Origin of the sequence: Algoriphagus sp. oki45 (genome assembly GCF_036245605.1) — a bacterium.
Classification (GTDB): Bacteria; Bacteroidota; Bacteroidia; order Cytophagales; family Cyclobacteriaceae; genus Algoriphagus.
On the sequence record NZ_BTPC01000002.1, the window covers coordinates 275,298 to 299,860 of the forward strand.

The 24,563-nt window shown below is 44.0% G+C and carries 13 protein-coding genes; 10 read left to right on the forward strand and 3 right to left on the reverse strand.

The window, feature by feature from the left end:
- Positions 1-4 precede the first annotated feature (4 nt).
- From AAA942_RS10705 to AAA942_RS10715, 3 genes are read left to right on the forward strand one after another with little or no spacing between them, the layout of a single operon-like run.
- Positions 5-7,006 (forward strand): ATP-binding protein, encoded by a 7,002-nt coding sequence (locus AAA942_RS10705; protein WP_338220264.1) that lies wholly within the window; start codon positions 5-7, stop codon positions 7,004-7,006.
- A 6-nt stretch (positions 7,007-7,012) separates the two neighbouring features.
- Entirely contained in the window at positions 7,013-10,468 is a 3,456-nt protein-coding gene (locus tag AAA942_RS10710) for an ATP-binding protein (protein WP_338220265.1), read from the forward strand.
- Positions 10,469-10,470: 2 nt separating this feature from the next.
- Entirely contained in the window at positions 10,471-10,662 is a 192-nt protein-coding gene (locus tag AAA942_RS10715; RefSeq protein WP_338220266.1) for a hypothetical protein, read from the forward strand.
- A gap of 2 nt (positions 10,663-10,664) precedes the next feature.
- On the opposite strand, the gene AAA942_RS10720 is transcribed toward AAA942_RS10715, so the two are convergent.
- Both AAA942_RS10720 and AAA942_RS10725 read right to left on the reverse strand, forming a co-directional pair.
- On the reverse strand, positions 10,665-11,399 hold the full coding sequence (locus AAA942_RS10720; protein ID WP_338220267.1) for a LytR/AlgR family response regulator transcription factor: 735 nt from the start codon (positions 11,397-11,399) through the stop codon (positions 10,665-10,667).
- Positions 11,396-13,339, reverse strand: coding sequence for a tetratricopeptide repeat-containing sensor histidine kinase (locus AAA942_RS10725; protein ID WP_338220268.1), 1,944 nt, complete (start codon positions 13,337-13,339; stop codon positions 11,396-11,398). The genes AAA942_RS10720 and AAA942_RS10725 overlap by 4 nt, the downstream gene beginning before the upstream one ends.
- A 179-nt stretch (positions 13,340-13,518) precedes the next feature.
- Here AAA942_RS10725 and AAA942_RS10730 point away from each other — a divergent pair, with 179 nt between their 5' ends.
- The 6 genes from AAA942_RS10730 (at position 13,519) to AAA942_RS10755 (ending at position 19,214) form a co-directional block, all read left to right on the forward strand.
- On the forward strand, positions 13,519-14,277 hold the full coding sequence (locus tag AAA942_RS10730) for a hypothetical protein (RefSeq protein ID WP_338220269.1): 759 nt from the start codon (positions 13,519-13,521) through the stop codon (positions 14,275-14,277).
- Positions 14,278-14,325: 48 nt separating this feature from the next.
- On the forward strand, positions 14,326-14,745 hold the full coding sequence (locus tag AAA942_RS10735) for a nuclear transport factor 2 family protein (protein ID WP_338220270.1): 420 nt from the start codon (positions 14,326-14,328) through the stop codon (positions 14,743-14,745).
- Between the two features lie 50 nt (positions 14,746-14,795).
- Positions 14,796-15,428, forward strand: a complete 633-nt coding sequence (locus AAA942_RS10740) for a DUF2306 domain-containing protein (RefSeq protein WP_338220271.1) — start codon at positions 14,796-14,798, stop codon at positions 15,426-15,428.
- Between the two features lie 97 nt (positions 15,429-15,525).
- Positions 15,526-16,398: an SDR family oxidoreductase gene (locus tag AAA942_RS10745; RefSeq protein WP_338220272.1), complete on the forward strand. Its 873-nt coding sequence runs from the start codon at positions 15,526-15,528 to the stop codon at positions 16,396-16,398.
- 74 nt (positions 16,399-16,472) lie between these two features.
- Positions 16,473-17,639, forward strand: coding sequence for a DmpA family aminopeptidase (locus tag AAA942_RS10750; RefSeq protein ID WP_338220273.1), 1,167 nt, complete (start codon positions 16,473-16,475; stop codon positions 17,637-17,639).
- A gap of 264 nt (positions 17,640-17,903) precedes the next feature.
- On the forward strand, positions 17,904-19,214 hold the full coding sequence (locus AAA942_RS10755; protein ID WP_338220274.1) for an APC family permease: 1,311 nt from the start codon (positions 17,904-17,906) through the stop codon (positions 19,212-19,214).
- Between the two features lie 39 nt (positions 19,215-19,253).
- Here the strand turns inward: AAA942_RS10755 and AAA942_RS10760 are convergent, their stop codons facing one another.
- Entirely contained in the window at positions 19,254-22,526 is a 3,273-nt protein-coding gene (locus AAA942_RS10760) for a S41 family peptidase (protein ID WP_338220275.1), read from the reverse strand.
- Positions 22,527-22,737: 211 nt separating this feature from the next.
- Between AAA942_RS10760 and AAA942_RS10765 the strand changes: the two genes are divergently transcribed.
- Positions 22,738-24,396, forward strand: coding sequence for a carboxylesterase/lipase family protein (locus tag AAA942_RS10765; RefSeq protein WP_338220276.1), 1,659 nt, complete (start codon positions 22,738-22,740; stop codon positions 24,394-24,396).
- The last annotated feature ends 167 nt before the right edge of the window (positions 24,397-24,563 follow it).

Here is a 24,563-nt window from a genome sequence, read left to right on the forward strand (position 1 = left end):
GTCCATGGATCAGAAAAAAAAGATTTTACTTAACCAAGCCTATCAAGAGTTTGTGGAAATCGGACTGAATATCCGGCCAATCCTTGATGAGCTGAAGCACTTAATTGATCCAAACATCATGGGTTTTGGTACGACAGAGGATGAGCGGATTTTTTCCCGTCAGGATTTTATTGACCTGATCAAAAGACAAGAGGACCAGGCAGCAGGAATCAAATTAGAACACCAGATAAAGCCTGTGCACCAAAGAGTCCTTAGCGGTGAGAATTCTGCTGTCTATGTCGATGACTTGATCATGAGGATTACCACTGATTCGGGTCAATTTGAAATGAAAATGCGCTTTTCGACAGTCCTCGACTATCTGGAAGAAAAATGGGTCGTGGTACACTGGCATGGCTCCAAACCGGAAGAGGTAAAAAGCGAAGAGGATACCTGGGGAATAGCTATTTGGAAGAAAAAAACAGAAGAACTGGAGCGCCTAGTCGCTGAAAAAACAGCGGATTTGGTCAAAAAAAACCGGGAACTCGAGATCGAATCAGCCCTCGAACGGGTGCGTGCGATGACCATGGCCATGCATTCGAGTGCGGATATTGGGGGCTGTATTTTAAAAATGTTTGAAGAACTCACCGGGTTGGGGGTAGATGAGCGGACAAGGTTTGGTATTGGGATTCTGAACCACGAAAACGAAAACAACCAGCTCTGGACAGCCCGCAAATACGGGGACCAAGTGAAAATGCATATCGGTACTATCGAAATGTCCTGGCACCCCTTATTAAAAAGAGCTCGTGAGGCTTGGCTAGAACAAATTCCATATCACCACTATGTATTGGAAGGAGAAGACTTACTGAATTATTATCGGATGCTCAATACGGCACCTGATTATAAAATCACGATCCCACTGGAAACACTACCCAAACGGGAAATCCAACACTGTTTCATTTTTGAGCATGGATTCTTCTATGCATTTAGTCCCGAAGAATTTGATCCCGAAATCATCCGCATTGCGCAGCGCTTTTGTTCCCAGTTTGAACAAACCTATCGAAGATATCTGGACCTGCAAAAGGCTGAAACCCAAGCGCGGGAAGGAGAAATCGAGTTAGCTCTCGAACGGGTAAGGGCAAGAACCATGGCGATGCAAGAGAGTAATGAATTGGCGGAAGTCTCCTCACTCCTATTCCGACAAATGAAAGAGCTTGGAGTCAGCACCTTTGGCAGCGGATTCACAATTTGGGATGAAGATCAGGATAAACTCATCTCCTGGGTGTGCAATGCTGATGGTTCATTAAATCCACCATTTTACCTTCCAATGACAGAAGAGCCCTGGCATAGGGAACAGTACGAAAGCTGGAAAAAGGGAGAGGATTTTATCGTCAAAGACCTTGCTGGTGAGGATTGGCAGGCATATTTCCAATATTTGCGCACTTTCCCTTTATTAGATAAAGCTTTTGCAATTTCGGAGGCAGCCGGTCATCCAGCACCAATAAGGCAGGTGCATCACGCAGCTAATTTTTCTCATGGCAACCTGCTGTTCATTACCCTTGAACCCAAGCCGGAGGCTCATGAACTATTCAAGCGATTTGCCAAAGTCTTTGAGCAGACCTACACCCGCTTCCTCGACCTAAAAAAAGCAGAGGCACAAGCGAGAGAAGCACAGATCGAAGCAGCACTTGAGCGAGTTCGGGCTAGAGCTATGGCCATGCACTCTTCAAAAGAATTGGAAGAGGTAGCCTTAGAACTAAGAGTTCAAATGGGCAAATTAGGTCAAGAAGACTTGGAAGTCTGTGCTATTCATTTATATGAAGAAGATGAAGACTATTTCGAATCTTGGGGAGCTGTTCGTGCACCTGGAATGGAGGAAAAGCTTTTTCAGGGAATGGCAAAATTTCCAAAATCCGGGATAAAGATCGTAGAGGAAATGATGGCCCATTACTATGCTGGAGACAAGGATTATGTCTTGGTAAATGATGGAGAGAAAGGCCAGGAATGGCTACTCGCTATGAAAAAGTATTCTCCTCAGGCCTATGTTATGCTTTCCAAAAAGATCGAATCTACCCCACCGGAAGAAATAATAGCCTATTGGTCAATCTCAGATTTTAAGGGTGGAGCGCTCGTAATGGTAACCTATACCAAGCCTGATGAGACCTCTCTAAACCTTCTCCGAAGGGCTGCAAATGTCTTTCAACTCGCCTATCGCCGATACTTGGATCTTCAAAAAGCCGAAGATCAGGCCAGAGAGGCGCAGATAGAGGCGGCTTTGGAGAAAGTACGTTCCCGATCCCTGGCTATGCACAAGAGTGAGGAATTCCCTGAAGTAATTCAGGTAGTTTTTGAGCAGTTCCGCCAACTCAATTTCAACATTGATTCTGCCCAGTTTGATTTGTCTTTTAGAGATACGGATGACTTTAATCTTTGGACCGCAGTCCCAGGCAGGCTTTATCCTGTTCTTCTGCACATTCCATATAGGAATAATGCCGTGTTCAATTCTATAAAAAATGCCAAGAAGGCCGGTCTTAATTTCATTTCCGACCAATTCAGCAAAGAGGAAAAGAATGATTTTTTTGAGCTTTTCTTTCTTCATTACCCTGAAGTACCGGAAGAAAGAAAGCGATTCATTTTTTCAAGCCCGGGATTTTCACGTTCTGCTGTTTTATTGAGTGATGTCTTGCTGGGAATTCAGAATTATTCAGGGATTCCCTTCACGGATTCAGAGAATGAGATTTTGAAGCGATTTGCCAAAGTCTTTGAGCAGACCTACACCCGCTTCCTCGACCTCCAAAAAGCCGAAGCACAGGCTCGAGAAGCACAGATCGAAGCAGCTCTAGAAAAGGTACGATCACGGTCCCTGGCTATGCATAAAAGTGATGAGCTAACCGAGGTGGTTTCAGTGCTTTTTGAAAAATTAAAAGAACTCCAAGTCCCTTTTACGGCAGTGGGTATCGCAGTAGGTATTGAGGGTTCAAAGGATATGAACGCCTTTGTTTGCGGAGAAAATGAAGACGGATTGGTAATCACAAATTATCGCCTACCTTATTTTAACAACCCTGTTCCAAAGGACTTAAACCGCGCCTTAGAACAACAATTAGAATTTTTTGAGGGCAACTATTCCAAAAAAGACAAGGATGATTTTTATCACTATATAATTGATAATACTGCTGAATTCAAGTTTTTGCCTGAGGATGTCAAGCTAATGATTTTTGATAGCCAAGCCTACTCCATTTCCATGGTGGCTGTGAAAAATGCAGTATTCAATATCAATGATTTTGAAGGCAAGTCTTTAAAAGAAAGTGATATTGACATTATCAAGCGATTTGCTCGAGTATTTGATCAAGCATACACCCGCTTCCTCGACTTGAAAAAAGCCGAAGCACAAGCTCGGGAAGCACAGATTGAGACAGCCCTTGAACGAGTACGATCCAGAACCATGGCCATGCAATCCAGCGATGAGTTGTCCGAGGCAGCCACAGAGATGTTCAGTCAAATCAGGGGGCTTGGACTGAACCCTTGGAGCTGTGGTTTTAATATTTTTAATGAGGATAAAACGGTCATTTCTCAATGGGTAAGTACAGGAGACGGGAGACCCATTGAGCCGTTTGATACCCCTACCACTGAGGGTATTTTTAGACGAATTATCGAGGATTCTGAGAAAAAAGAGGTTCTACGAATAGAAAAGATGGAGGGCAAGAAATTGGAGGACACGTATAAGTACATGGCCTCCCTGCCTACCCTTGATAAGATATTTGAAGAATTGGATGCAGCGGGCATAGCGCTTCCCAAGAGCCAAGTGGATCATGCCGCTTATTTTAAGCACGGATATTTGATGTTTATCACTTTTGATGAAGTCCCTGAGTTTCATTCCATCTTCAAGCGTTTTGCAAAAGTCTTTGAGCAAACTTACACTCGCTTCCTAGACCTACAAAAAGCGGAAGAACAAGCTAGAGAAGCTCAAATTGAAGCTGCCTTGGAACGCGTCAGATCTCGAACCATGGGCATGCAAAAGGCATCAGAACTTGGAGACGTTGCTCAACTATTGTTTGGTGAATTGAATACTCTGGTGGATGACCTGTGGACCTGTGGCTTTGTACTTTGTGAAAAAGATCGGAAAGAAGACGAATGGTGGCTCAGTCTAGACAATGGACTGATTCAACCGTTCTCCCTCCCAAATATTGGGGACTTTGCTCATGAAAGTCTTTACGAAGGATGGGTAATGGGCGAAACTTACAGAACCGTCACTCTAGAAAACGAGCAGCTCCAAGCGCATTATGATTGGCTGATGGATATTCCGATTGCCAAGCAGATTTTTCATGATATGGAAGCCTCCGGAATCCCCCGCCCAAACTGGCAACGCTTGCATGCCGCCTATTTCAAAACAGGATACTTGGTCATCATCACCGAAGTCCCTTGTGATGGAGATGAAATCTTCAAGCGTTTTGCCCAGGTTTTTGATCAGACTTACACCCGCTTCCTTGACCTCCAAAGAGCAGAAGCTCAGGCTCGAGAAGCAGAAATTCAATTGGCTTTGGAGCGTGTCAGGGCTCGGTCTATGGCTATGCAGAGTTCGGATGAATTGCATGATGTACTAAGCGTCTTATTTCGACAGTTTGACCATCTTGGAATTCATCCCATGAATGTATACTTAAGTCTTTTTGACCGGGAAAATAGGACACTCACCTATAGGGCTTCTGGCAAATCAAGACATAGGCAGCCCCAAAAACAGGTAGTCAATGTAGATAGTATGGCAGAATTAAAGGCCATTTATGACAAATTCATTAATGATCAATCCAACTCTGTAGAAGTAATTTTTTATTCTAGAGAAATCCTGCCTCAGGTATTTGAAATTTTCTCTGAAACCTTTGATGCTTTGCCGGAGGATGAAAGAATGAAAATGGAGTATTTTCCTGAAGGCGGCTATTCAATGGCTGGCTACACGCCATTTGGATACCTCGGATACGACCATCACCGTCCTGCCAATGAAGAGGAAAAAGAAATTCTATCTCGCTTTTGTCACGAGTTCACAAGGGTATACCAACGCTTTCTGGACATTCAAAAGGCCGAAGCACAGGCGAGGGAAGCACAGATCGAGGCAGCCTTGGAAAGAGTACGAAGCCGTACTTTAGCCATGCAGAAGTCGGATGAATTGGCAGAAACGGCAGCAATCCTTTTCCAGCAATTGATCCAATTAGGAATAGAACCCAATCGACTTTATATCGGAATCATCCAGGACAATTCCAGCGAAACCGAATTCTGGACGACAGAGGAAGATGGAAGCAAAATAAGCACTGCCTACACCACTGACCTGCTGAATAATCCCAGCTTCAAAAAAATGTACGAGGGCTGGAAAAGAAAGGAAAAATCTACTGTGGTAGATATTCAGGGAGAAGAACTCAGGGAATACATTGACTACTTGACCAGCCTTAATATTCCATTTAAAGATGGAAAAAAGCAGACCCGCAGAATCCAATACCTCGCCTACTTTGCCAAAGGGTTTATCGGCATGGCTTCCCCGGATGAGCAGCCTCAGGAATCTATGGAAATTCTGGAGCGATTTGCCTATGCTTTCAACCTGACATTTACCCGTTTCAATGACCTTAAGGTAGCAGAAGCTCAGGCAAGACAGGCCCAGATTGAGGTAGCCTTAGAAAGGGTGCGTGCCCGGGCTTTGGCCATGCAAGAACCTGAAGAATTGAAAGAAGTGGCGACCGTTCTACGTCAGGAAATGGGGGCTTTGGGAGTTGAAGAACTGGAAACCAGCAGCATTTACATCCATGATCCCGGATCGGACTTATCGGAATGCTGGTATGCGATCAAGGATATCCGAAAAGGAAAAACCAAATTGGTGTCCGATCACTTTGCGCTCAATTTGCCTGAAACCTGGGTAGGTCAGCAGATGCTGAAGTTTTTTGAATCCTCACAAACTACCACCTCCATTGTCATGACCGGCAACAATCGAGTCGAGTGGATTCGGTTTTGTGAGAAAAATTCCAAACCCCTTCAAGGGTATTATGGGCAGGAAATTCCTGACCGAACTTACCATTTATACAAGTTTTCCCATGGCGCCATCGGGGCCGCATCGGCAGGAGATATTTCCAAAGAAAGCTGGGATTTGCTGAAACGGGCAGCTACTGCCTTCTCTTTGGCCTATTCACGGTTCAAGGATTTGACCCAAGCAAGAATTGATTTGATTCGATTGAAAGAAGCGAAACAAAAGGCTGAAGAAGCGCTAGCCGAACTGAAATCTGCTCAATCCCAGTTGATTCAGGCAGAAAAAATGGCCTCCTTGGGAGAGCTGACCGCCGGCATCGCCCATGAGATCCAGAACCCACTCAACTTTGTCAACAACTTTTCCGAAGTCAGCGGTGAACTGATCGATGAAGCGCAAGAGGAAATCGAAAAAGGAGACCTCGAGGAAATCAAGTTTATCCTTCAAGACCTGAAAGACAATCTCAGCAAAATCAACCACCACGGCAAGCGGGCAGGATCCATTGTCAAAGGCATGCTGGAACACAGCCGAAAATCCGAAGGCAAAAAAGAACTCACCGACCTGAATCAACTAGCCGATGAATGCCTGAGACTGAGCTTCCACGGGCTTCGGGCAAAAGACAAAACCTTCTCTGCAGACTTCAAAACGGATTTTGATCCCGATTTGCCCAAACTGGAAGTGGTCTCCCAAGATATGGGCAGGGTCCTACTAAACCTGATCAATAATGCGTTTTATGCGGTAAACGAAAAGGCGAAAGGGAACATCGAGGGGTATAAGCCCGAAGTGATTGTTTCCACCAAAAAGACCAATTCTGGAATAGAAATATCCGTCTCGGATAATGGTGCGGGAATCCCCGATTCGATTAAAGAAAAGATCTTCCAGCCTTTCTTCACGACCAAGCCGACGGGTTCTGGAACTGGGCTTGGTTTGAGTTTAAGCTATGATATTGTGAAGGCTCATGGGGGAGAGTTGAGAGTAAGTAGCAAAGAAGGGAAAGGGACTGAGTTTATCATCAAAACCCCATTTCATTAACAAATTATGACTAGAAGCTTAATTTTTTCTATTACAATTGGCACTGTTTTATTTTCAAGCTGCCAAAGGCAGGAAAGTCGATTTTCATTCGATGAAGAGGCGGAGTCCTATTCTTACTCTTTTAATCTTTTACCAGATAGTATTAAGCCTCCAGAAGTTAAAATACTTAGTGATTTACCTCCTCCTAGGAAGCTCGACAATTTAAAAAGCAAAACCGAAGTACTTATCTCGGAATACGGACTTCAGATACCTGAGCCAATTAAATATTCCGTGGAGAGTGGTTTGCCTAGTAAACAGTTATCTGGTTTGGCAGTGGATAACCAAGGTTATTTATGGATAAATGGTCCTGGGTTTATTAGCCGATTTGATGGCGAAAACTTTGAAAATTATTATCCTCGAAATTTAGACAACAGTTTAATTAACTCAAAAATCTTTGTTGACTCCAAAAATACTCTATGGGTATTAACTGGAAAAGAAATTCAACTTTTTGATGGTCAATCATTTAAAAAAATTCATCTACCTGAAGTAGATGATCCCTTTGCCTTTTTAGGCATCTTAGAAGATAAACAAGGAAGTATTTGGATAAACGGTGCAAAAGGAGTTTTTCGAATTATTAATGAAAAAGTAACTTACTATAGTTCTATAACTAAAAATGAATCCGACAAAGATTTTTTTGTCTTCAAAGAGCTAGTGGAGGATAAGAAGGGTAGAATAATTGTAAAACTTGATAATGGATTTTTCTTTTTCAATGGAGAAACTCTAGAAGCTCTTGAAGTTTTCCCCGGGGAATCAATTTTTGATTCTAACCTTCTAATGGCAGATAGTCAAGATAGACTTTGGGTAGTTAGGTTGAAAGATAATCTCAATGAAATTGGATTCATCATTGATGGAGAGTTTAATCCCATTATTTATTCCTCATCGCAGAATATCAAAATAATTGAGAATGATAAAGGCGGTTTATGGATTTATTCAGGCGATCTTCTTTCAAGTTATTATTCTGGAACCTTAACTTCTTACAGTACAGCGAGCCTTGGTGTTGACCGTATTGATGATATGGTTATTGACAATTCAAATAGTCTATGGTTCGCTTCAAATGATGGGTTAACAAGAATTAATCCGGAACTTTTACAGGTTTTAAAAGGAATTGAAGAAGATCAATTTTTCTACCCTTCAATTAGCTTAGATAGTTCAGGAACACTTTTTATTACCGATAATTTATACAATACCATTAGAGTAAAAGATCATGTAAGAGAAAGCTTAAAGATCTATGAAAAAATAAATTCATCTAGGAATCATTATATAATGACTGATTCAAAGGAGAACACTTGGATTGGTACTGCATCGACAGACTACGATAATAATGACCTAAATCTCATCAAATACGATGGGGAAGATTTTTACGCGTTCGGGCACACTTTAATTCCTTCACTAAGAGGAATTCTAGGAATCCAAGAAGATAAATCTGGGCGAATGATCTTTTATGGAAACGGAGTTTCCATCTTTGATGGGAATCAGATAATCGAATTTGGAATCGAGCAAGGGATTCCAGGACTAATCGTATCAGCAATATTTGATTCCCAAGGAAAACTTTGGTTAGGGACCAGAGATGAGGGTGTTTTTGCCTATTCGGGAGATAGCATTCTCCATATTAATGTGAAAAATGGTCTCCCTAATAATTATATTAACGATATCCTTGAAGACCCTAATCAAAACATTTGGTTAGCCACAGATGGAGGTTTATGCAGATTTAATGGAAAGGGATTGTCATGTTTCAATCAAACTAATGGACTGGAAAGCAATATTGTAACTGGGATTTCTCTTGATAGAAAAAATCAATTGTTGTGGGTGAATACTGGAGCAGGTATTTCTGCCCTCCCATTTGAGATGTTGGATTCAAAAAATATCCAATTCAAATCTTTTTCCGGAAAAAATGGATTCAAAGGAATTGAGGGAGCAAGTTCTAGAACAGTTATTAGGTTTGATTCTGGAGGTGGCATTTGGACAAATTCTTCATTCGGCCTATCTCGATTGGACTATGAAAAATTAAAGGACCTGAAAATTCCACAATTACAACTAAAAAATATAAGGCTAAATAATCAGGATGTCTACTGGAGTCTTTTTGATCAAATGGTTGACAGTATGGCATTAGTGAATGAAATTACTCTTAAATCAGGAGAAAAAATAGATCAAGAGCTTGTCGAAGGTCAGTTCAATTTATTTAAAAATATAAGCTTTACAGGATTAGGGAAAGGCGGTTTTATTCCTCAAAATTTAGAACTGCCATATAAAAATAATAGTATCACCTTTGAGTTCTCTAGTATTTCTCCATCTTTTGGGGAATTCACGGAATACCGATATAAGCTTGAAGGTTATGAAGAAAATTGGAGCCCTTTGGGCCAGCAAAATGAAGCCTACTTCGGAAATATTTCAGAAGGTGAGTATACATTTCTCTTAGAGGCTTTCAGTCCTTTCGGGGTTAAAAATGAATTGAGCTATTCTTTTAAAGTATTGCCGCCATGGTACAGAACCTGGTGGGCTTATATTGGATACTTGATAATTCTGGGTTTTGTAGGGTATCGCTTCCACCTTTTTCAGAAAGCCAAGACTATTGAAAAAGCACAAAAAGAGGCAAGGGAAAAAGAACTAGCTCAAGCCAAGGAAATTGAAAAGGCATATAAAGAACTCAAATCCACCCAAGCCCAACTGATTCAATCCGAAAAGATGGCCAGTCTGGGTGAACTCACCGCCGGAATCGCCCATGAAATCCAGAACCCGCTCAATTTTGTCAACAACTTTTCCGAAGTCAGTGGGGAACTGATCGACGAAGCCCAAGGAGAAATCGAAAAAGGAGACCTCGAGGAAATCAAGTTCATCCTTCAAGACCTGAAAGACAATCTCAGCAAAATCAACCACCATGGCAAGCGGGCAGGATCCATTGTCAAAGGCATGCTGGAGCACAGCCGAAAATCCGAAGGCAAAAAAGAACTCACCGACCTGAATCAACTAGCCGACGAATGCCTGAGACTGAGCTTCCACGGGCTTCGGGCAAAAGACAAAACCTTCTCAGCAGACTTCAAAACGGATTTTGATTCCGATTTGCCCAAACTGGAAGTGGTCTCCCAAGATATGGGCAGGGTCCTACTAAACCTGATCAATAATGCGTTTTATGCGGTAAACGAAAAGGCGAAAGGGAACATCGAGGGGTATAAGCCCGAAGTGATTGTTTCCACCAAAAAGACCAATTCTGGAATAGAAATATCCGTCTCGGATAATGGTTCGGGAATCCCCGATTCGATCAAAGACAAGATCTTCCAGCCTTTCTTTACGACCAAACCGACGGGGTCAGGGACAGGATTAGGCTTGTCTTTGAGTTATGATATTGTGAAGGCGCATGGGGGAACTCTTGAAGTAGAATCCGAAGAGGGCAAAGGCACTGTTTTAACAATAAAACTTACGAATTGATCATGGGACTATTCTGGAACCTAATCCAACAAAGCCAAATCTCCAGTCAGGACTCAAGAGCTTCCTCTTTGGAAGCGCGAGTGGCCTACCTAGAGAGCGAATTGCGAAAAACACAGGAATTATTGATCAAAACGCTAAAGGTCTTGGAAGAGCAGAGCGGAAAAGACATCAATGGGGATGGAAAAGTCGGCTAAGCTCAGACTTTCCGAATGCTCCGCATCAAATCCTCCTTGTACATCTTACTGATCGGGATGACCTTTCGCTTGATCTCCAAGTGCGAATCCGCCACGGCATCCAGTTTTCTGATATTGACCACATAGGAGCGGTGAACCCGCAAAAAATCCTTGCTTTCCATTTTTTGACAAAAGGTATTTAGCGGGCTTACAATCAGGTAATTCTGATTAGTGGTGATGATATTGCAATAGTTCCGGTCTGCTTCGATGTATAGGATATCATCGAGCATCAGCTTGATCAGTTTGCCGTTGTTTCGGATAAAAATCCGGTCATCCAGGCTTTCGATCAAGGAATTGGAGTTTTTCTCCTCATCGGAATCCTCTTTGATTTTTTCAACCACGAGCTCAATGGTCCGCTCCAGATTTAGTTTGGTAAAGGGCTTGGAAATAAAAGCGTAGGGTTTGGTTTCCTTGGCTTTTTGAAAAGAGGCGTCATCCGAGTTGGCGGTCAGGTAGATTAATGGAATGGAAGCTTTTTCCTGAATTTCTTTGGCCGCTTCTATCCCGTTTATTCCCCCTTTGAGTTGGATATCCATGAGAATGATATCGGGCCGGTTCTGTAATGCATGATTGATCGCATCTTCACCTCTGGATTCAATTCCTGTGACTTCATACCCAAGCTTCGACAGCTGCAGGGATATATTCGCAGCGATAATCATATCATCCTCCACAATCAAAATTCTCGTCTTCTCACTCATGCTGCTTTTCTATTTTTAAATTCAAAGTAAACTTCAGTTCCATGCTGGGTGCTCAGGGTCATCTTTCCGTCAAGCTGCTTGGTCAGGAGCCCTACCAGCTGAGTACCAAACCCTGTTCCTTGTACAGATTCTTTTTTGTTTATACCCTTGCCGTCGTCTGCTACTTTCAAGTACAAATGATCCTGATCTTCCTTCAGGCTGATGGTAATTTCTCCTATTCTATTATCCGGGAAGGCATATTTCAGCGAATTGGTAATCAGCTCATTGACGATCAGACCGATGGGAATAGCGCGATCCACATCCAGCTCAAAAGTGTCCATACGAACGTCCAGACTGATTCGATTCGAAGCATCGAAAGAATCAATAATATAAGAACCCAGATTGATAAAGTAATTTTTCATCTCGATCGCAGCCAGATTTTCCCCTTGATAGAGATTTTGATGGATCATCCCCATGCTCTGAACCCGGTTTTGGCTTTCGATCATGATATCTTGAAGCTCCTCATTTTCGATTTGGGCAGTCTGCAAAGCCAAAAGGCTTGATATCGTTTCCAGATTGTTTTTGACCCGGTGATGGATTTCCTTGAGCAGAAATTCCTTTTCCTGATTCTGTTTTTCCAGGAGCTGACTGTACTTTTTCTTTTTGGAAAAGATCCGATATAGGAAAAAAAGAAAGAACACCATCAAAGCGGTAAGAAGAAGGGTAAAAACCTGAATGATATTTTGCCGCTTGAGGGCTTCCTCCTGTAGGGAAATGATGCTTTCTTTTTGATTCACATCCATCTCAGTTTGCAGCTGAGCGATCCGCTGATCCGCTTCAGCATTGAAGACGGACTGATCAAGCTCATGATAGTGCTTAAATGCCTGATAGGAATTGGAAATTTCGCCTGCTCCCTCGTAGGCTTCCGCCAATTCCCTATAGATCAGACTGAGAAAATAACGGTCTCCAAAGTCCTCGGTAGCCGTCCGGATACTTCGGTTGAGGTAGGTGATGGCATCCTGATAGAATCCCTGCTGTTTTTTTACTTTACCCAAAGAAAGCAGGGATCGCACGACCATAAATTCATTTTGAAGGAGCTCCGCGTACTTTAGTGCTTCTTTTCCTGAGGCCTCTGCATTTGCAAAATCCTCCAAGGCCAAATACAGATCCGTCAAGGCGATGTAAGTATCGCTAAGATTATTGTAGAAGCCGTATTGCTTTCCGATCTGTGTAGAGCGCTGAAAGTAGGGAAGAGCTTCCTGATATCTCCCAAGGGCCACCAGGTTGTTTCCAGTGACATGGAGCGTAAAATCAAAATCCAAGTCCTTGATCCCACGCTTCTCAAATAGACCAAGTGACTTCAGTCCATACTCCAATCCTTCCTCGGACTTTCCCTGCTTCCAAAACAAGTTGCTGATATCGGAGTAGGCCATGGCCATGGCTTTGGTATCTCCGTATTTTTCTCCGAGTTGGAGCGTCTGATTGGCAAACTCAAAGGCCATCCCTAAATCTCCCCTTCGCTCATGAACATAGCCCAAATTGGTCATCAAAAGCCAAGTCTCAGATTCAGGCAACTTTTCCAGGGCACTGGTCAAGACTAGCTCGGCTTGATCTAGCTTTTCCATTCTTAGCAAAATAGCTCCCTGAGCCACCTCCATCCTTCCTTCCCAAATTTTACTTTCGGCTTTTTGGGCTTCTTCCAATCCCTGATTGATCAGAATAAGGGATTTTCGGAGATTTCTCGTGTGAGAATAATAGCCCAAATCCCAAAGCATTTGAAGTTTGAGTTCGGTCTTCTTTACTTTTGGCAGTGATTTTTCGATGAGTTCAAGATATTCTGGACCAAAGTCATCAGTTTCTTCAAAAACAACTTGATATTCAGGCTGGCCCCCATTTTCAGAAATTTGGGCTCGAACTGATAGGGTAAAACTCAGTAAAAAGAAGATTAAAATTCTTTTCATTATTGAAAAATAATCAATTTTAAGTATTTGAAAATCATTTTTTTGCATTTTAAATGCATTGGGATCGAAAATAGCTTTCGTTGGGACAAAAAAATGCAAGTTCCGTCCTGAATCATTTTTTGAATTGCTTATTCCAAAGGAGATTGATCCAAATAATTTATCAATCTAAAAAAATAAAGATGAAAGCTACACTAAGATTATTCTTGGGGATTGTATTTCTATTTACAATCAGCCCCTTTATAAATGCTCAAGATGCTCCATTGGGGCCACTTACCTCCATCACTGAGTTTACCATAAAACCCGGTCATACCATGCAGTTTCGAGAGGGAATCAAAGCCTGGAAAGAATGCTATTTAAAGGCTGGAGGAGAATGGACATGGCGAATGTGGGAAAGACAGCAAGGAGAAGGAACTGTGTACATATTGGCCACCAACATGCCTAATTGGGCTGAAATGGACAAAACTGATGAAAAAGGAAAAGATTGCCAGTTGCTCGCTATAAACATGATCAATGCGCATATAGAAAAGGCCACAAACCATATGACCCGCTTCATGCCAGAAATTAGCAATACCAATCCTTTTGAGGCAAACCTTATTCGAGTTAGCTTCTTTAAAGCGAACCAAATCAATGGGTACAAAATGATGGAGGTGGTTAAAGAAGTCGAAGGAATCCGTAAAAATGCTGGATTAGATATCAGAGGATATTGGTACAATTGGCAGACTTCTGATCCTGATAGCCCAAGCTTTCATGTGGTAATTGGTTATCAAAATTACGCTGAAATGGATGTAATACAGGATAGTGTCTGGAAGTCTGTAGAAGATGCTGAAGGGAAAGAAAGGAGAGATGCCTTACAGGCAAAATTCCGATCATCTTTAGAAAGTACTTGGAGCTATATCTATAAAATGGACAAAGATATCAGTCACCTCGGAGGTAACTAAATACATACGTTCCTGCTCTTTTCCCTATTAAACCAAATCTAAAAACCCATGGAAGATTTAATCAAACAATCAACTGAAAATAAAGCAATTGTCGATCGCCTTTACGAGGCATTTTCAAAAGGGGATGTCCCGGGAGTTCTATCTGGCATGGATTCTAAAATAGTTTGGAATGAAGCCGAAGGAAATAAATATGCCAATGGAAACCCCTATATCGGACCAGATGCGGTACTAAATGGGGTATTCGGGCCTATTTTGGCTGATCATGAATACTTCAATTTGAAGGACATCGAACTCCACGAGATGCTCAACGGCAAAGTGCTAGCTACTTTGCGCTATGATGCCAAAACCAAAACAGGGAAGGCCTACAATGCGCAGGTAGCTCATTTATGGATCTTAAAAGGAGGCAAAATCACAGGCTTCCAGCAATTTGTGGATACCAAAAAACTAGATGAGGCCATGACCTCATGAGTTTTTCAAAGCTACCCGGCTAGCGCCAAGACCTGACCTATTCCCGTGCTATGAACAAAAACCCTTCTCTTGCTCCTATTCCCTTCAAAACTTGGATTTCCTGGTTGGGGATTACTTTTCTGGTGGTTTTTGCGGGTAGGTTTGTTCTAAATGATGCGCTTCCCTATTTCGGCTTAGAAGAGTCTGTTTTTGGGAGATTCTGGGTAATGAAATGGCCCTTGATCGGGCATATCTCAGGAGGTCTGATTGCCTTGACCTTGGGGCCATTTCAGTTTTGGACAGCATTTAGAACCCACTATCTCAAAGTTCACCGGATGATGGGAATGGCTTATATCTCTGGAATTTTGGTCGCAGTGATAAGCTCTATTGCGCTATCCCTGACCACTGGCATCGCCATTCATTGGACTTGGAGTCTCGCATTAATTGGCTTGGCTTTAGCTTGGTTTGGCACCACTGGCATGGCTTTTCGATTTATTCTTTTGCGTCGGATTACCCTCCATAAGGAGTGGATGGTTCGGAGCTATGTGGTGACCTTTGCCTTTGTCCTATTTCGGTGGTTGACGAGACAGCCTTTTTATGATGAATTGGGTCCTTTTGTGGAGACGGGTCCTACCGCAATTTGGCTTTCATGGGTCCTGCCACTTTTTATCACCGAGATCGTGCTTCAGTGGAATAAGCGATGAGCTATGTCTCTTAGAACTATCAATTGGCTTTCTGACTTAATAACCTAAGCATTTTTAAACATTCACTAATCCCAAAAGAACTATAATTCTAAAAATCATGAAAAAAATACTCATTACCGGTTGCAGTACCGGATTCGGATTTGAAGCAGCAGAATATCTGGCTGAAAAAGGGCATCATATCTACGCAACCATGCGGAATGTCCACACCTCAAACGCTGCTGCCGCAAAGGCTCTTAGCGATTTTGCAGAGAAAAAAAACTTGAAATTGGAGGTAATAGAACTGGATGTAACTTCAGACGAAAGCGTAGCCAAAGCCATGAAGAACATCCCTAGTGTAGATGTACTCATCAACAATGCCGGTAGAGGATTTGGAGGTGCAATCGAGACCTTCAGCTTAGAAGAATGCCGAGCACAATTTGACCTGAATGTACTGGGTAATATACGGATGATCAAAGCCGTGCTTCCCGGCATGCGGGCTCAAAAATCCGGCTTGATCATTCAGTTGAGTTCGATCGCGGGCCGATTAGCGGTACCTGGCTTTGGGATCTATTGTGCCAGCAAATGGGCCGTAGAGGCTATGAGTGAATCGCTTCGCTATGAAGTTGGCCCTTTAGGAATTGATGTGGCTATCGTCCAACCGGGACCTTTTTCCACCAAATTTCTTCCCAATGTCATCATCGGCAATGAAGATGAAGTGACAAAAGCCTACCCTCACATCCAAGCATTTAATGAAGGCTTTGTGGCCAATTCGGAAGCTGCCTTTGCAAACCAAGATGCACCTACAGACCCAATGATTGTGGTCAAAATATTTGAAGACTTGATCGATGCCCCGGCCGGACAGCGGCCATTGCGGACGGAAGCAGGGTTGGACTTTGGTGTTAAAGCCATCAACGAGTCCTTGGAACCACACCGAAGCACTACCATGAGCATGTTCCAAATCACCGATTGGGATGGAGCGAAAGTGAGCTAGCCTTTGACCACTTATCTTCCGATCAAGAAAAGAAGGAAATTGGCTAAACAAGATTTGTCAACTAGGTAAAATATATGAACAGACTGCTCTCAATTATTTCACTCCTGCTTATTTGCTCTCCTTCCTTTGGCCAAAAACAAAAGGCCAGAGATTTGGGAATTCCTTTGGATGGAAAACCCGGGAAATTGAATGCCATCACCGATGTCAAAGGAATCGAAGTCGGACATACCACCTTGATATCCGGAGAGGGAGAATTGGTGGTGGGAGAAGGTCCTGTCCGAACGGGAGTAACAGCAATTTTCCCAAGAGGTAAAAATTACGATCCCGTTTTCGCAGGCTGGTACAGTCTCAATGGAAATGGAGAAATGACTGGAACCACTTGGGTCGAAGAATCGGGTTTTTTGGAAGGACCGATTGCCATTACCAACACACACAGCGTAGGAGTAGTCAGAGACGCAGTGATCGAGTGGGAATTTAATAACGATCATTTTGATCCCTTGCCCGAAGAACCAGATGTATTTTGGGCCTTGCCGGTAGTTGCTGAAACTTACGATGGGGATTTGAATGACATCAACGGCTTTCATGTAAAAAAAGAGCATGTTTTTGCTGCATTGGAAAATGCCCAAGCCGGTCCAGTCGAGGAAGGGAATGTCGGAGGTGGCACAGGGATGATCTGTCATCAATTCAAAGGAGGGATCGGTACCTCTTCCCGTGAAGTCGTGATTAATGCTACCACCTACACTTTGGGTGTATTAGTCCAGGCAAATTATGGAACAAGAGAGAGTTTGACCATAGCCGGGGTACCTGTGGGAAAAGAGATTTCTGACCGTCAGATTCTTTCAGATCCATTGAAACGCCAAGAAGAAAGAGGATCAATCATAGTGATCGTCGCGACTGACGCTCCGCTGCTTCCCCATCAATTGAAAAGATTGGCAAGGCGAGTTCCCATAGGAATCAGCCGGGTAGGTGGATATGGAGGAAATGGCTCCGGTGATATTTTCATCGCTTTTTCCACAGCCAATTCTGGGGCTGCCGATCGAAAAAATGCTCAGCAAGTGAATATGATTCCCAATGACCAAATGTCTGCCCTTTTCTTGGCAACCGCCCAAGCGACGGAGGAGTCCATCCTAAATGCCTTGGTGGCAGCGGAAACGATGGTAGGAAAAAATAACACCACAGTCTATGAGTTGCCCGAAAACGAAGTCGTGGAACTTTTAAAGAAATACGGTAGAATCAAATAAATGAGGACAAGATTCAAATGTCTAAAGGCGGAATGATGTTGAAAGACTGTATTTTTCATATTCAACGCAAATTATTGAAAGACAGAAATCTGAGGATTGACTCGATAATAGGACAATTAGCCCATTAAACCATCCTTTGATTCTTATCCGAAAAGTAATGTAAGCTATCGGGGAAGCCCTTCGTCTCTTTCGTCCTAATTGGATGTAATCAAAGCACTCTGCCTATTACATTAATTCTTATTCATCTATCTTTTTTTCTATCGCATGAAAACCTCTCAAGAAGGACTGAAACGTGAAGTAGGCGTATGGGGGCTTTCGGCCAATATTGTCAATATTATGGTAGGCGCGGGGATATTCGTGCTGCCTGCCATCATCGCGGAGACCATGGGAGCTTCCGGGGTTTTGGCCTACCTGTTTTGTGGTCTACTGATCGCCTTGGTGATGCTCTGCTTTGCCGAAGCAGGAAGTAAAATCACCCAATCAGGTGGTGGCTATGCTTATGTTGAAAAAGCCTTTGGGCCCTTTATGGGATTGGTCGTCGCTGTTTTTTACATTGTTGCAGGCGTTTTTTCCATAGCGGCAGTATCCAACGCACTGATAGAAATTCTGGGTACAGCAGTCCCTCTTTTCAAAATATCAGGCATCCGAATCGGCACCCTATTCTTACTATTCTTTGGATTAGCAGGGCTAAACATTGTGGGCATCAAGCAAGGAATCGGCTTGGTTAAACTCAATACCTTGGCAAAACTCCTCCCACTCATTCTTTTAATCAGTTTTGGCTGGAAAGATGTAGCATGGGGCAATCTCTCCTGGCAAACCGAACCTACCGTATCCAACCTCGGAAGCGCTTCCTTGGTTTTGTTTTTCGCCTTTATGGGAGGGGACTCCGGCTTGCAAATCGGAGGGGAGATCAAAACTCCACACAAAACGATCCCCCGCGCGATTTTCATTGCCATTTCATTTGTTGTGGTTCTTTACATCCTTATCCAGCTCGTAGCACAAGGAGTCTTGGGAAACGCCCTTCCGGGATTCAAGGAAGCTCCTTTGGGAGAGGCTGCCGGCCTTATTTTTGGCCCGATAGGCTTTAGTCTATTCTTTGTAGGAGCTGGTATTTCCATGTTTGGAATGCTTAGCGGAGAAATCCTGAATACCCCCCGAACCATCTTTCGCTTATCTCGTGACGGCATCTTTCCAGTCAAAAAATTAGCCTCCATCCATCACCGATTCAAGACCCCACATCTTGCGATTTTATGCTACGCCGGGATGGGTTTTACGATGGCTTCCATTGGGGGATTTCAGACCTTGGCAGCGATTGCGGCATCCAGTCTACTTACATCCTATTTGATTGTATCGCTGTCGATAATTGGGCTTCGTAGAAAAAAAGAGTATAAAAACATAGGCTTCGAAATCCCTTTTGGGCTTACAGTGCCTATACTCTCCGCGGGAGTAATCCTCTATTTTTTATCCAACCTCAGCGGAATGGAACTAAGCAGAATTTTCATTTTGACAGGATTTTTGGCACTGATTTACTTCTCGGGAAAATCCATCAAAAAATGGAGGCAGCGAAACCAATGATCTCGCTGCCTCGCAAAAATTCAATAAACTAGCAGGTTATTAATCCTTCCCATTTTTAAAACTCAAATCCGGATAGGCCGGCGGAGCAGGTACTGGTCTTGGATCTTTTTTGATCAACTCTTTCAAATGCTCAATCGCTGCATCCAATTGGGCATCCTTTCCTTCAAAAGTTGCCTTAGGCAGATTGATCACTTCGATATCCGGAATAAAGCCCACACCCTCAATCAGCCATTCCAAACCTTGGTCGGTGTCTTCACCGACCAATTTATCCCCACCAACCACTCCATACACCCCATTCATCGGTGCCCGGGCAATTCCATTATCCGACAGCGTATTCACTCCGGAAAGCCAAACTTCCCCTCCCCAGGTTCTCGCGCCGATCGCTTTGCCTAAGCCCAATCTTCTGAAGCCTTCGGCAAAAGCCTCTCCGTCGGATGCGGTAAACTCATCCACGAGCAGCACCAAATGCCCTCGGAACGCATAATTCATGTTCCAGTAAGGTTCTCCCGTGCGGCTTTTCCAATAGAAAAAGGCTTCCCGCATCAGTTTTTCCAGAATAAAGGAATCAATGTTTCCTCCACGGTTATGACGCACATCGATGACCAAGCCTTTCTTCTTAAACTGCGGATAAAAATCCCGATACCACTGTCCGATATCGCCTGAAGTCATAGCTCTCAAGTGGACATAGCCAATATCTCCATTGGATTTGGCTTCGGTTTCCAGTCTGCGGGTGTACTCCCAATCGTTGTAGCGCAGGTTGCTTTCCTGGCCTGAACTCATAGGCTGGAGTATAAAGTCTCCTTTTCCGGCTACCGCCAGGCGAACTTGCTTTCCAGCCTTATCCCGAAGCAATACCTGCATATCATCCACTTCCAAAACAGATGTCCCGTCGATATGCGTAATCACATCGCCTTCCTGAATTCCGAAGGCAGGATGACTCAAAGGTGACTTTTCGTCCGGATAGTCAGGATCGCTTTGGAAGATGTAATCGATTTTGTAGCCATTATTGGTTTTGGAGAAAAGTCCTCCTAGCATTCCAAACTGGATGTTGTCATCTCCATCTCGGGTATCGCCTCCACGAACGGAAGTATGCAAGACGGAAAGCTCACCGATCAATTCGCCGATCACATCTGAAAGTTCATTTCGGGTGGTCACCCGATCCACGAGCGGAAGGTATTTCTCGTACATTTTGTCCCAGTCTACCCCATGCATGCCTGCGTCGTAGAAATAATCCCGCTCCATTCGCCAAGCATCGGTGTAGATCTGTTTCCAGTCTTCCCGAGGATTTATGCTGAATTTCCAGCCGCTCAAGTCCAACCTGTTTTTGGACAAATCCGAAACAGGAGAAGTCCCTAATTCCACCAAAAAATGATTAGAGCCCTGTCGAAGTAAGGCGTATTTGTTATTTGCTGAAACCGCATAGCTGTTAATTTTATCAGCAAAAACCTTCTGCTCCGCTTTTTCAGAAATAGGAGTCATCATCAATGCAGGTTCATCGTCATTGGAAGCTCCTCCTCCGTAATACACTCCCGGACCCGGGCCCACCCGATGGTAGTACAAGGCCTTTTCGGTCACGATCAGATTTTTGTAATTGCCTGCCGGCACGGGTACTTCTTGTACGCGCTCCATCAGTCCTTCCTCATCGATCTTCACGGCTACCGGACCTTCTGATTTTTTCTCCTCAGCTTTCAGCTCATTTTTTGGAGTGAAAGGAGAGATCAGGCCCTTTTGGAGTGGAATGTGATAGATCTCCATTTGTTTTTCCCAAAAGGGTTCGGGCTGACGCTGTCCCCAAGGGCTTCCAACTCGGGTTTCGAAATTGCGGTCCGAAAGGAAATAAATCCACTTCCCATCCGCACTCCATTGAGGATTAAGACTGTTAGTGCGATCGGAAGTCAAGGTAACTCGCTTTTCCGTAGTCGGATTGAAGACAAAGAGTTGGGTAAAGGTATTAGAAGCGGCCTGCCCATAAGCCAGCCATTGGCTGTCAGGCGACCAAGTCATACTGCCATGTAAGTCCTCGTCGGTCAGATTAGCTTTGACTGCTTTTCCTGTGGAGAGATTTCGGATCCAAAGGTCATTGTTCAAGTCGATCCAAGCCAGCCATTTTCCATCCGGTGAAGGGGTCAAATTGAATCGAAGGGTGGTCCCGTTATCCGTCAATTGCTTTCCCTGATCCAGACCCAAACCGGAATATTGATGGATTTCAAATTCCCCGCTTTCATCTGAAAAGGTCAGAATATCCTTGGAATCGGTGGTGAAAACCGCATCCCGGTATCGCACGCCGTCTTTTCGGCTGAGACGAAGCATGCGTCCGTCTTTCGCAGGAAAGACAAAAACCCGACCCCGGGCAGTCAATGCTACTTTTTCTCCATCATTGGAAACAGAAATATTGGTGATATAGCTGGCTGGGTTATCTACCCAATTTTCCCGCAACTGATCAAAATCCGAAACCAGATTGATCGCGATTTTCTGAGCTTGGCTTTGTCCCAAATCCATTCGGTATAAATCCGCTCCCGCCCGATAGACCAGCGTATTTCCGGAAAGGGAATACTCACGCACATCGTAGGAAGCTTCTTTGGTGTGCTGCTGAATATCCGATCCATCAGCATTCATGGACCAAACATTCTGAATGCCATCCCGAGAAGAGATAAAGTACACTCTCCCCTGATGAAAAAACGGGTGATGGTCTTCGCCAGTGTAGTCTTTGGTCAATTTGACCGCCTCCGCGGCTCCGTTGCTGTATTTCCAAAGTTGGCGGGCAGTACCACCTTGGTAGCGCTTGGTGACATTGTTGTGGTAAGTGGGTCTGACGAAAAAGTAGGTATCCGATTCCCGATCGAAACTACCCTCAGCGGCCATTTCCAGCGGAAGAACCCTCTTTTCCCTCGAATTGACATCCACCACCACCGTCCTCAGTCGTGGCAATGTAGAATATTGATTGGTGGTATACGCTAGTTCTGTGGCTGATTTCCAAGCCACCGGCACAGAGGCCGAAGGTTCGTAAGTCAGCCTTTTAGGCAAGCCTCCTGAAATCGGCATCACATAAACCTCAGTGGGACCTTCGTAGCTGGCAGCATAAGCCACCCATTTTCCATCCGGAGAGATTTTGGGATCTGTCTCATCTCCGAGATGGGTAGTCAATCGAGTGGCCATACCCCCAGAAAGTGGCGCCATCCAAATATCTCCCTCTGCGACAAAAACAACCGTGTTTTCATGCACGTCCGGATGCATAAAGTAGCCAGGGGCGGTTTGATTAAAACCAATCAATGGGGATAAAAGGGTGAAAAGAAAGAGCGTAAATTTTTTCATCATCATTCAATCATATGGTCTAGGTGAACATGTTGGAATTTAGGAAAAATTGAAAGTGGATTACTCGAATATTTGACCAGCTTCCACATTTTGTGATATCCGACCATCCCCATTTAATGCATCTAAAAGAAAATCATTCAGAGAATTAGGATTTTTTCTCCTATTCACACAAATTGAGACAATAGAAATTGACACCAAACCCTATCAAACCATGAAAAATAACCGACGTGATTTTTTACAGAAAATCGGACTGGGTACAGCAGGCATTGCCGCCGTTCCCTTTGCCAGCCAAGCCCAACCCCTGCAGGAATCCCACTCCGAGGCAGATGATGAGCAATACCTCCACATTGGGGACGACATTGCAGTAGCAAATACGGTTTATGGAAAAATCCGGGGCTATCAGCTAAATGGGGTCTATACTTTTTTGGGCGTACCTTATGGAGCAGACACTTCCGGCAAAAACCGATTTATGCCGCCCCAAAAACCAGCCAAATGGGAAGGCATCAAGGATACTATTTGGTGGGGAAATACAGCTCCCCAGATCATGGACAATCGATACGCAAATGTTCATTATTCCTTTGCTGATCATTGGAACTACGACGATGTCAGTGAGGATTGTCTCAAGCTAAACGTTTGGACGAATGGCCTTGCCGATGGGAAAAAAAGACCCGTTATGGTTTGGCTGCATGGGGGAGGTTTTACCAATGGAAATGGAATCGAGCAAGATGGCTATCATGGAGAAAACTTTGCCAAGAGAAAGGATGTGGTATTTGTCTCAATCAATCACCGCTTGGGTCCAATCGGATTTACAGACCTGTCAGGCGTAGGAGGAGCCAAATATTCGGCTTCAGGAAATGTCAGCCAACTGGACATCATTGCTTCATTGGAATGGGTGAGAGACAATATCGCCAATTTCGGAGGTGATCCGGGAAATGTCACCATCATGGGACAGTCTGGCGGAGGAGCAAAAGTCACCTGCACCATGTCTATGCCGGCGGCAAAAAGACTTGTGCACAAAGGGGTTGCTCTCAGTGGCAGTATGCTGCGGGCAAACGATCAAGAGTACAGCCGAAAATTGGGTCAATATGTGGTCGAAGCGGCAGGCTTATCCCCAAATGAAGTGGATAAGCTTCAGGATATTCCCTGGAGAGAATACATCGACATCGCCAACAAGGCCTTGGACCGGATGAGAAAGGAGTTTCCTCAGCCTGGTTTCCGGGGAGGATTTGGCCCGGTGGCTGATGGAGTCCATGTGCCAAAAGGGGAGTTTTTCTCCAACCCCAACGACCACACGGCCGAAATGCCTCTGATGATTTGCACCACTTTCCACGAATGGGGAGCTACCCGCACCAATCCCCAGCTGGACAATGCCGGAGAAGCCGAAATTATTGAAGCGATGAAGCAGCGATTTGGAGAAAAAGCAGGGGAGGTGTATCGGGCTTATGCAGCCAATTTCCCCGGGAAAAAACCTGCCGAAATCATGACCCTAGCCGCTTCAAATCGTGCGAATGCGGTAGCCTGTGGGAATGCAAAAGCGAAACAAAAAGCCCCGGTTTACATGGCTTGGTTTGGCTGGGAACCCAATCTCTACAATGGCCGCATGAGGGCTTTCCATTGCATTGATATCTGCTTTTGGTACGACAATACCGATCGGATGTATACCCATACCGGCGGTGGCAAAAGACCTAGGATGCTTTCCGAAAAAATGTCTGCTTCCCTTTTGGCATTCATGAAAACCGGAAATCCGAATGCCGGCACACTTCCCGAATGGCCAAAGTTTTCAGAAGCAAATGGAGAAACCATGGTCCTAAATGACGTGAGTGAAGTAAAAAATGATCCTGATCGGGAGGCGAGAAAAGCCTTAAGTTAATTTTCCCTTCGAGACAAAGTTTTATATTTCCCGGCTAGACTGATTTAGATTCATCTTGCCGGGATTTTTTATCTCTACTTTGCTGATCAATTTGGGCAATAGAATTTATGTTAATTCACTTTTCTTCGCTTCACGGATAGTCCATAATCCTTATCTTCAAGGCCTAA

Coding starts and splice junctions, on each gene's coding strand:
- AAA942_RS10705 (WP_338220264.1), top strand. CDS start 5: ATGGATCAGAAAAAAAAGATTTTACTTAACCAAGCCTATCAAGAGTTT.
- AAA942_RS10710 (WP_338220265.1), top strand. CDS start 7,013: ATGACTAGAAGCTTAATTTTTTCTATTACAATTGGCACTGTTTTATTT.
- AAA942_RS10715 (WP_338220266.1), top strand. CDS start 10,471: ATGGGACTATTCTGGAACCTAATCCAACAAAGCCAAATCTCCAGTCAG.
- AAA942_RS10720 (WP_338220267.1), bottom strand. CDS start 11,399: ATGAGTGAGAAGACGAGAATTTTGATTGTGGAGGATGATATGATTATC.
- AAA942_RS10725 (WP_338220268.1), bottom strand. CDS start 13,339: ATGAAAAGAATTTTAATCTTCTTTTTACTGAGTTTTACCCTATCAGTT.
- AAA942_RS10730 (WP_338220269.1), top strand. CDS start 13,519: ATGAAAGCTACACTAAGATTATTCTTGGGGATTGTATTTCTATTTACA.
- AAA942_RS10735 (WP_338220270.1), top strand. CDS start 14,326: ATGGAAGATTTAATCAAACAATCAACTGAAAATAAAGCAATTGTCGAT.
- AAA942_RS10740 (WP_338220271.1), top strand. CDS start 14,796: ATGAACAAAAACCCTTCTCTTGCTCCTATTCCCTTCAAAACTTGGATT.
- AAA942_RS10745 (WP_338220272.1), top strand. CDS start 15,526: ATGAAAAAAATACTCATTACCGGTTGCAGTACCGGATTCGGATTTGAA.
- AAA942_RS10750 (WP_338220273.1), top strand. CDS start 16,473: ATGAACAGACTGCTCTCAATTATTTCACTCCTGCTTATTTGCTCTCCT.
- AAA942_RS10755 (WP_338220274.1), top strand. CDS start 17,904: ATGAAAACCTCTCAAGAAGGACTGAAACGTGAAGTAGGCGTATGGGGG.
- AAA942_RS10760 (WP_338220275.1), bottom strand. CDS start 22,526: ATGAAAAAATTTACGCTCTTTCTTTTCACCCTTTTATCCCCATTGATT.
- AAA942_RS10765 (WP_338220276.1), top strand. CDS start 22,738: ATGAAAAATAACCGACGTGATTTTTTACAGAAAATCGGACTGGGTACA.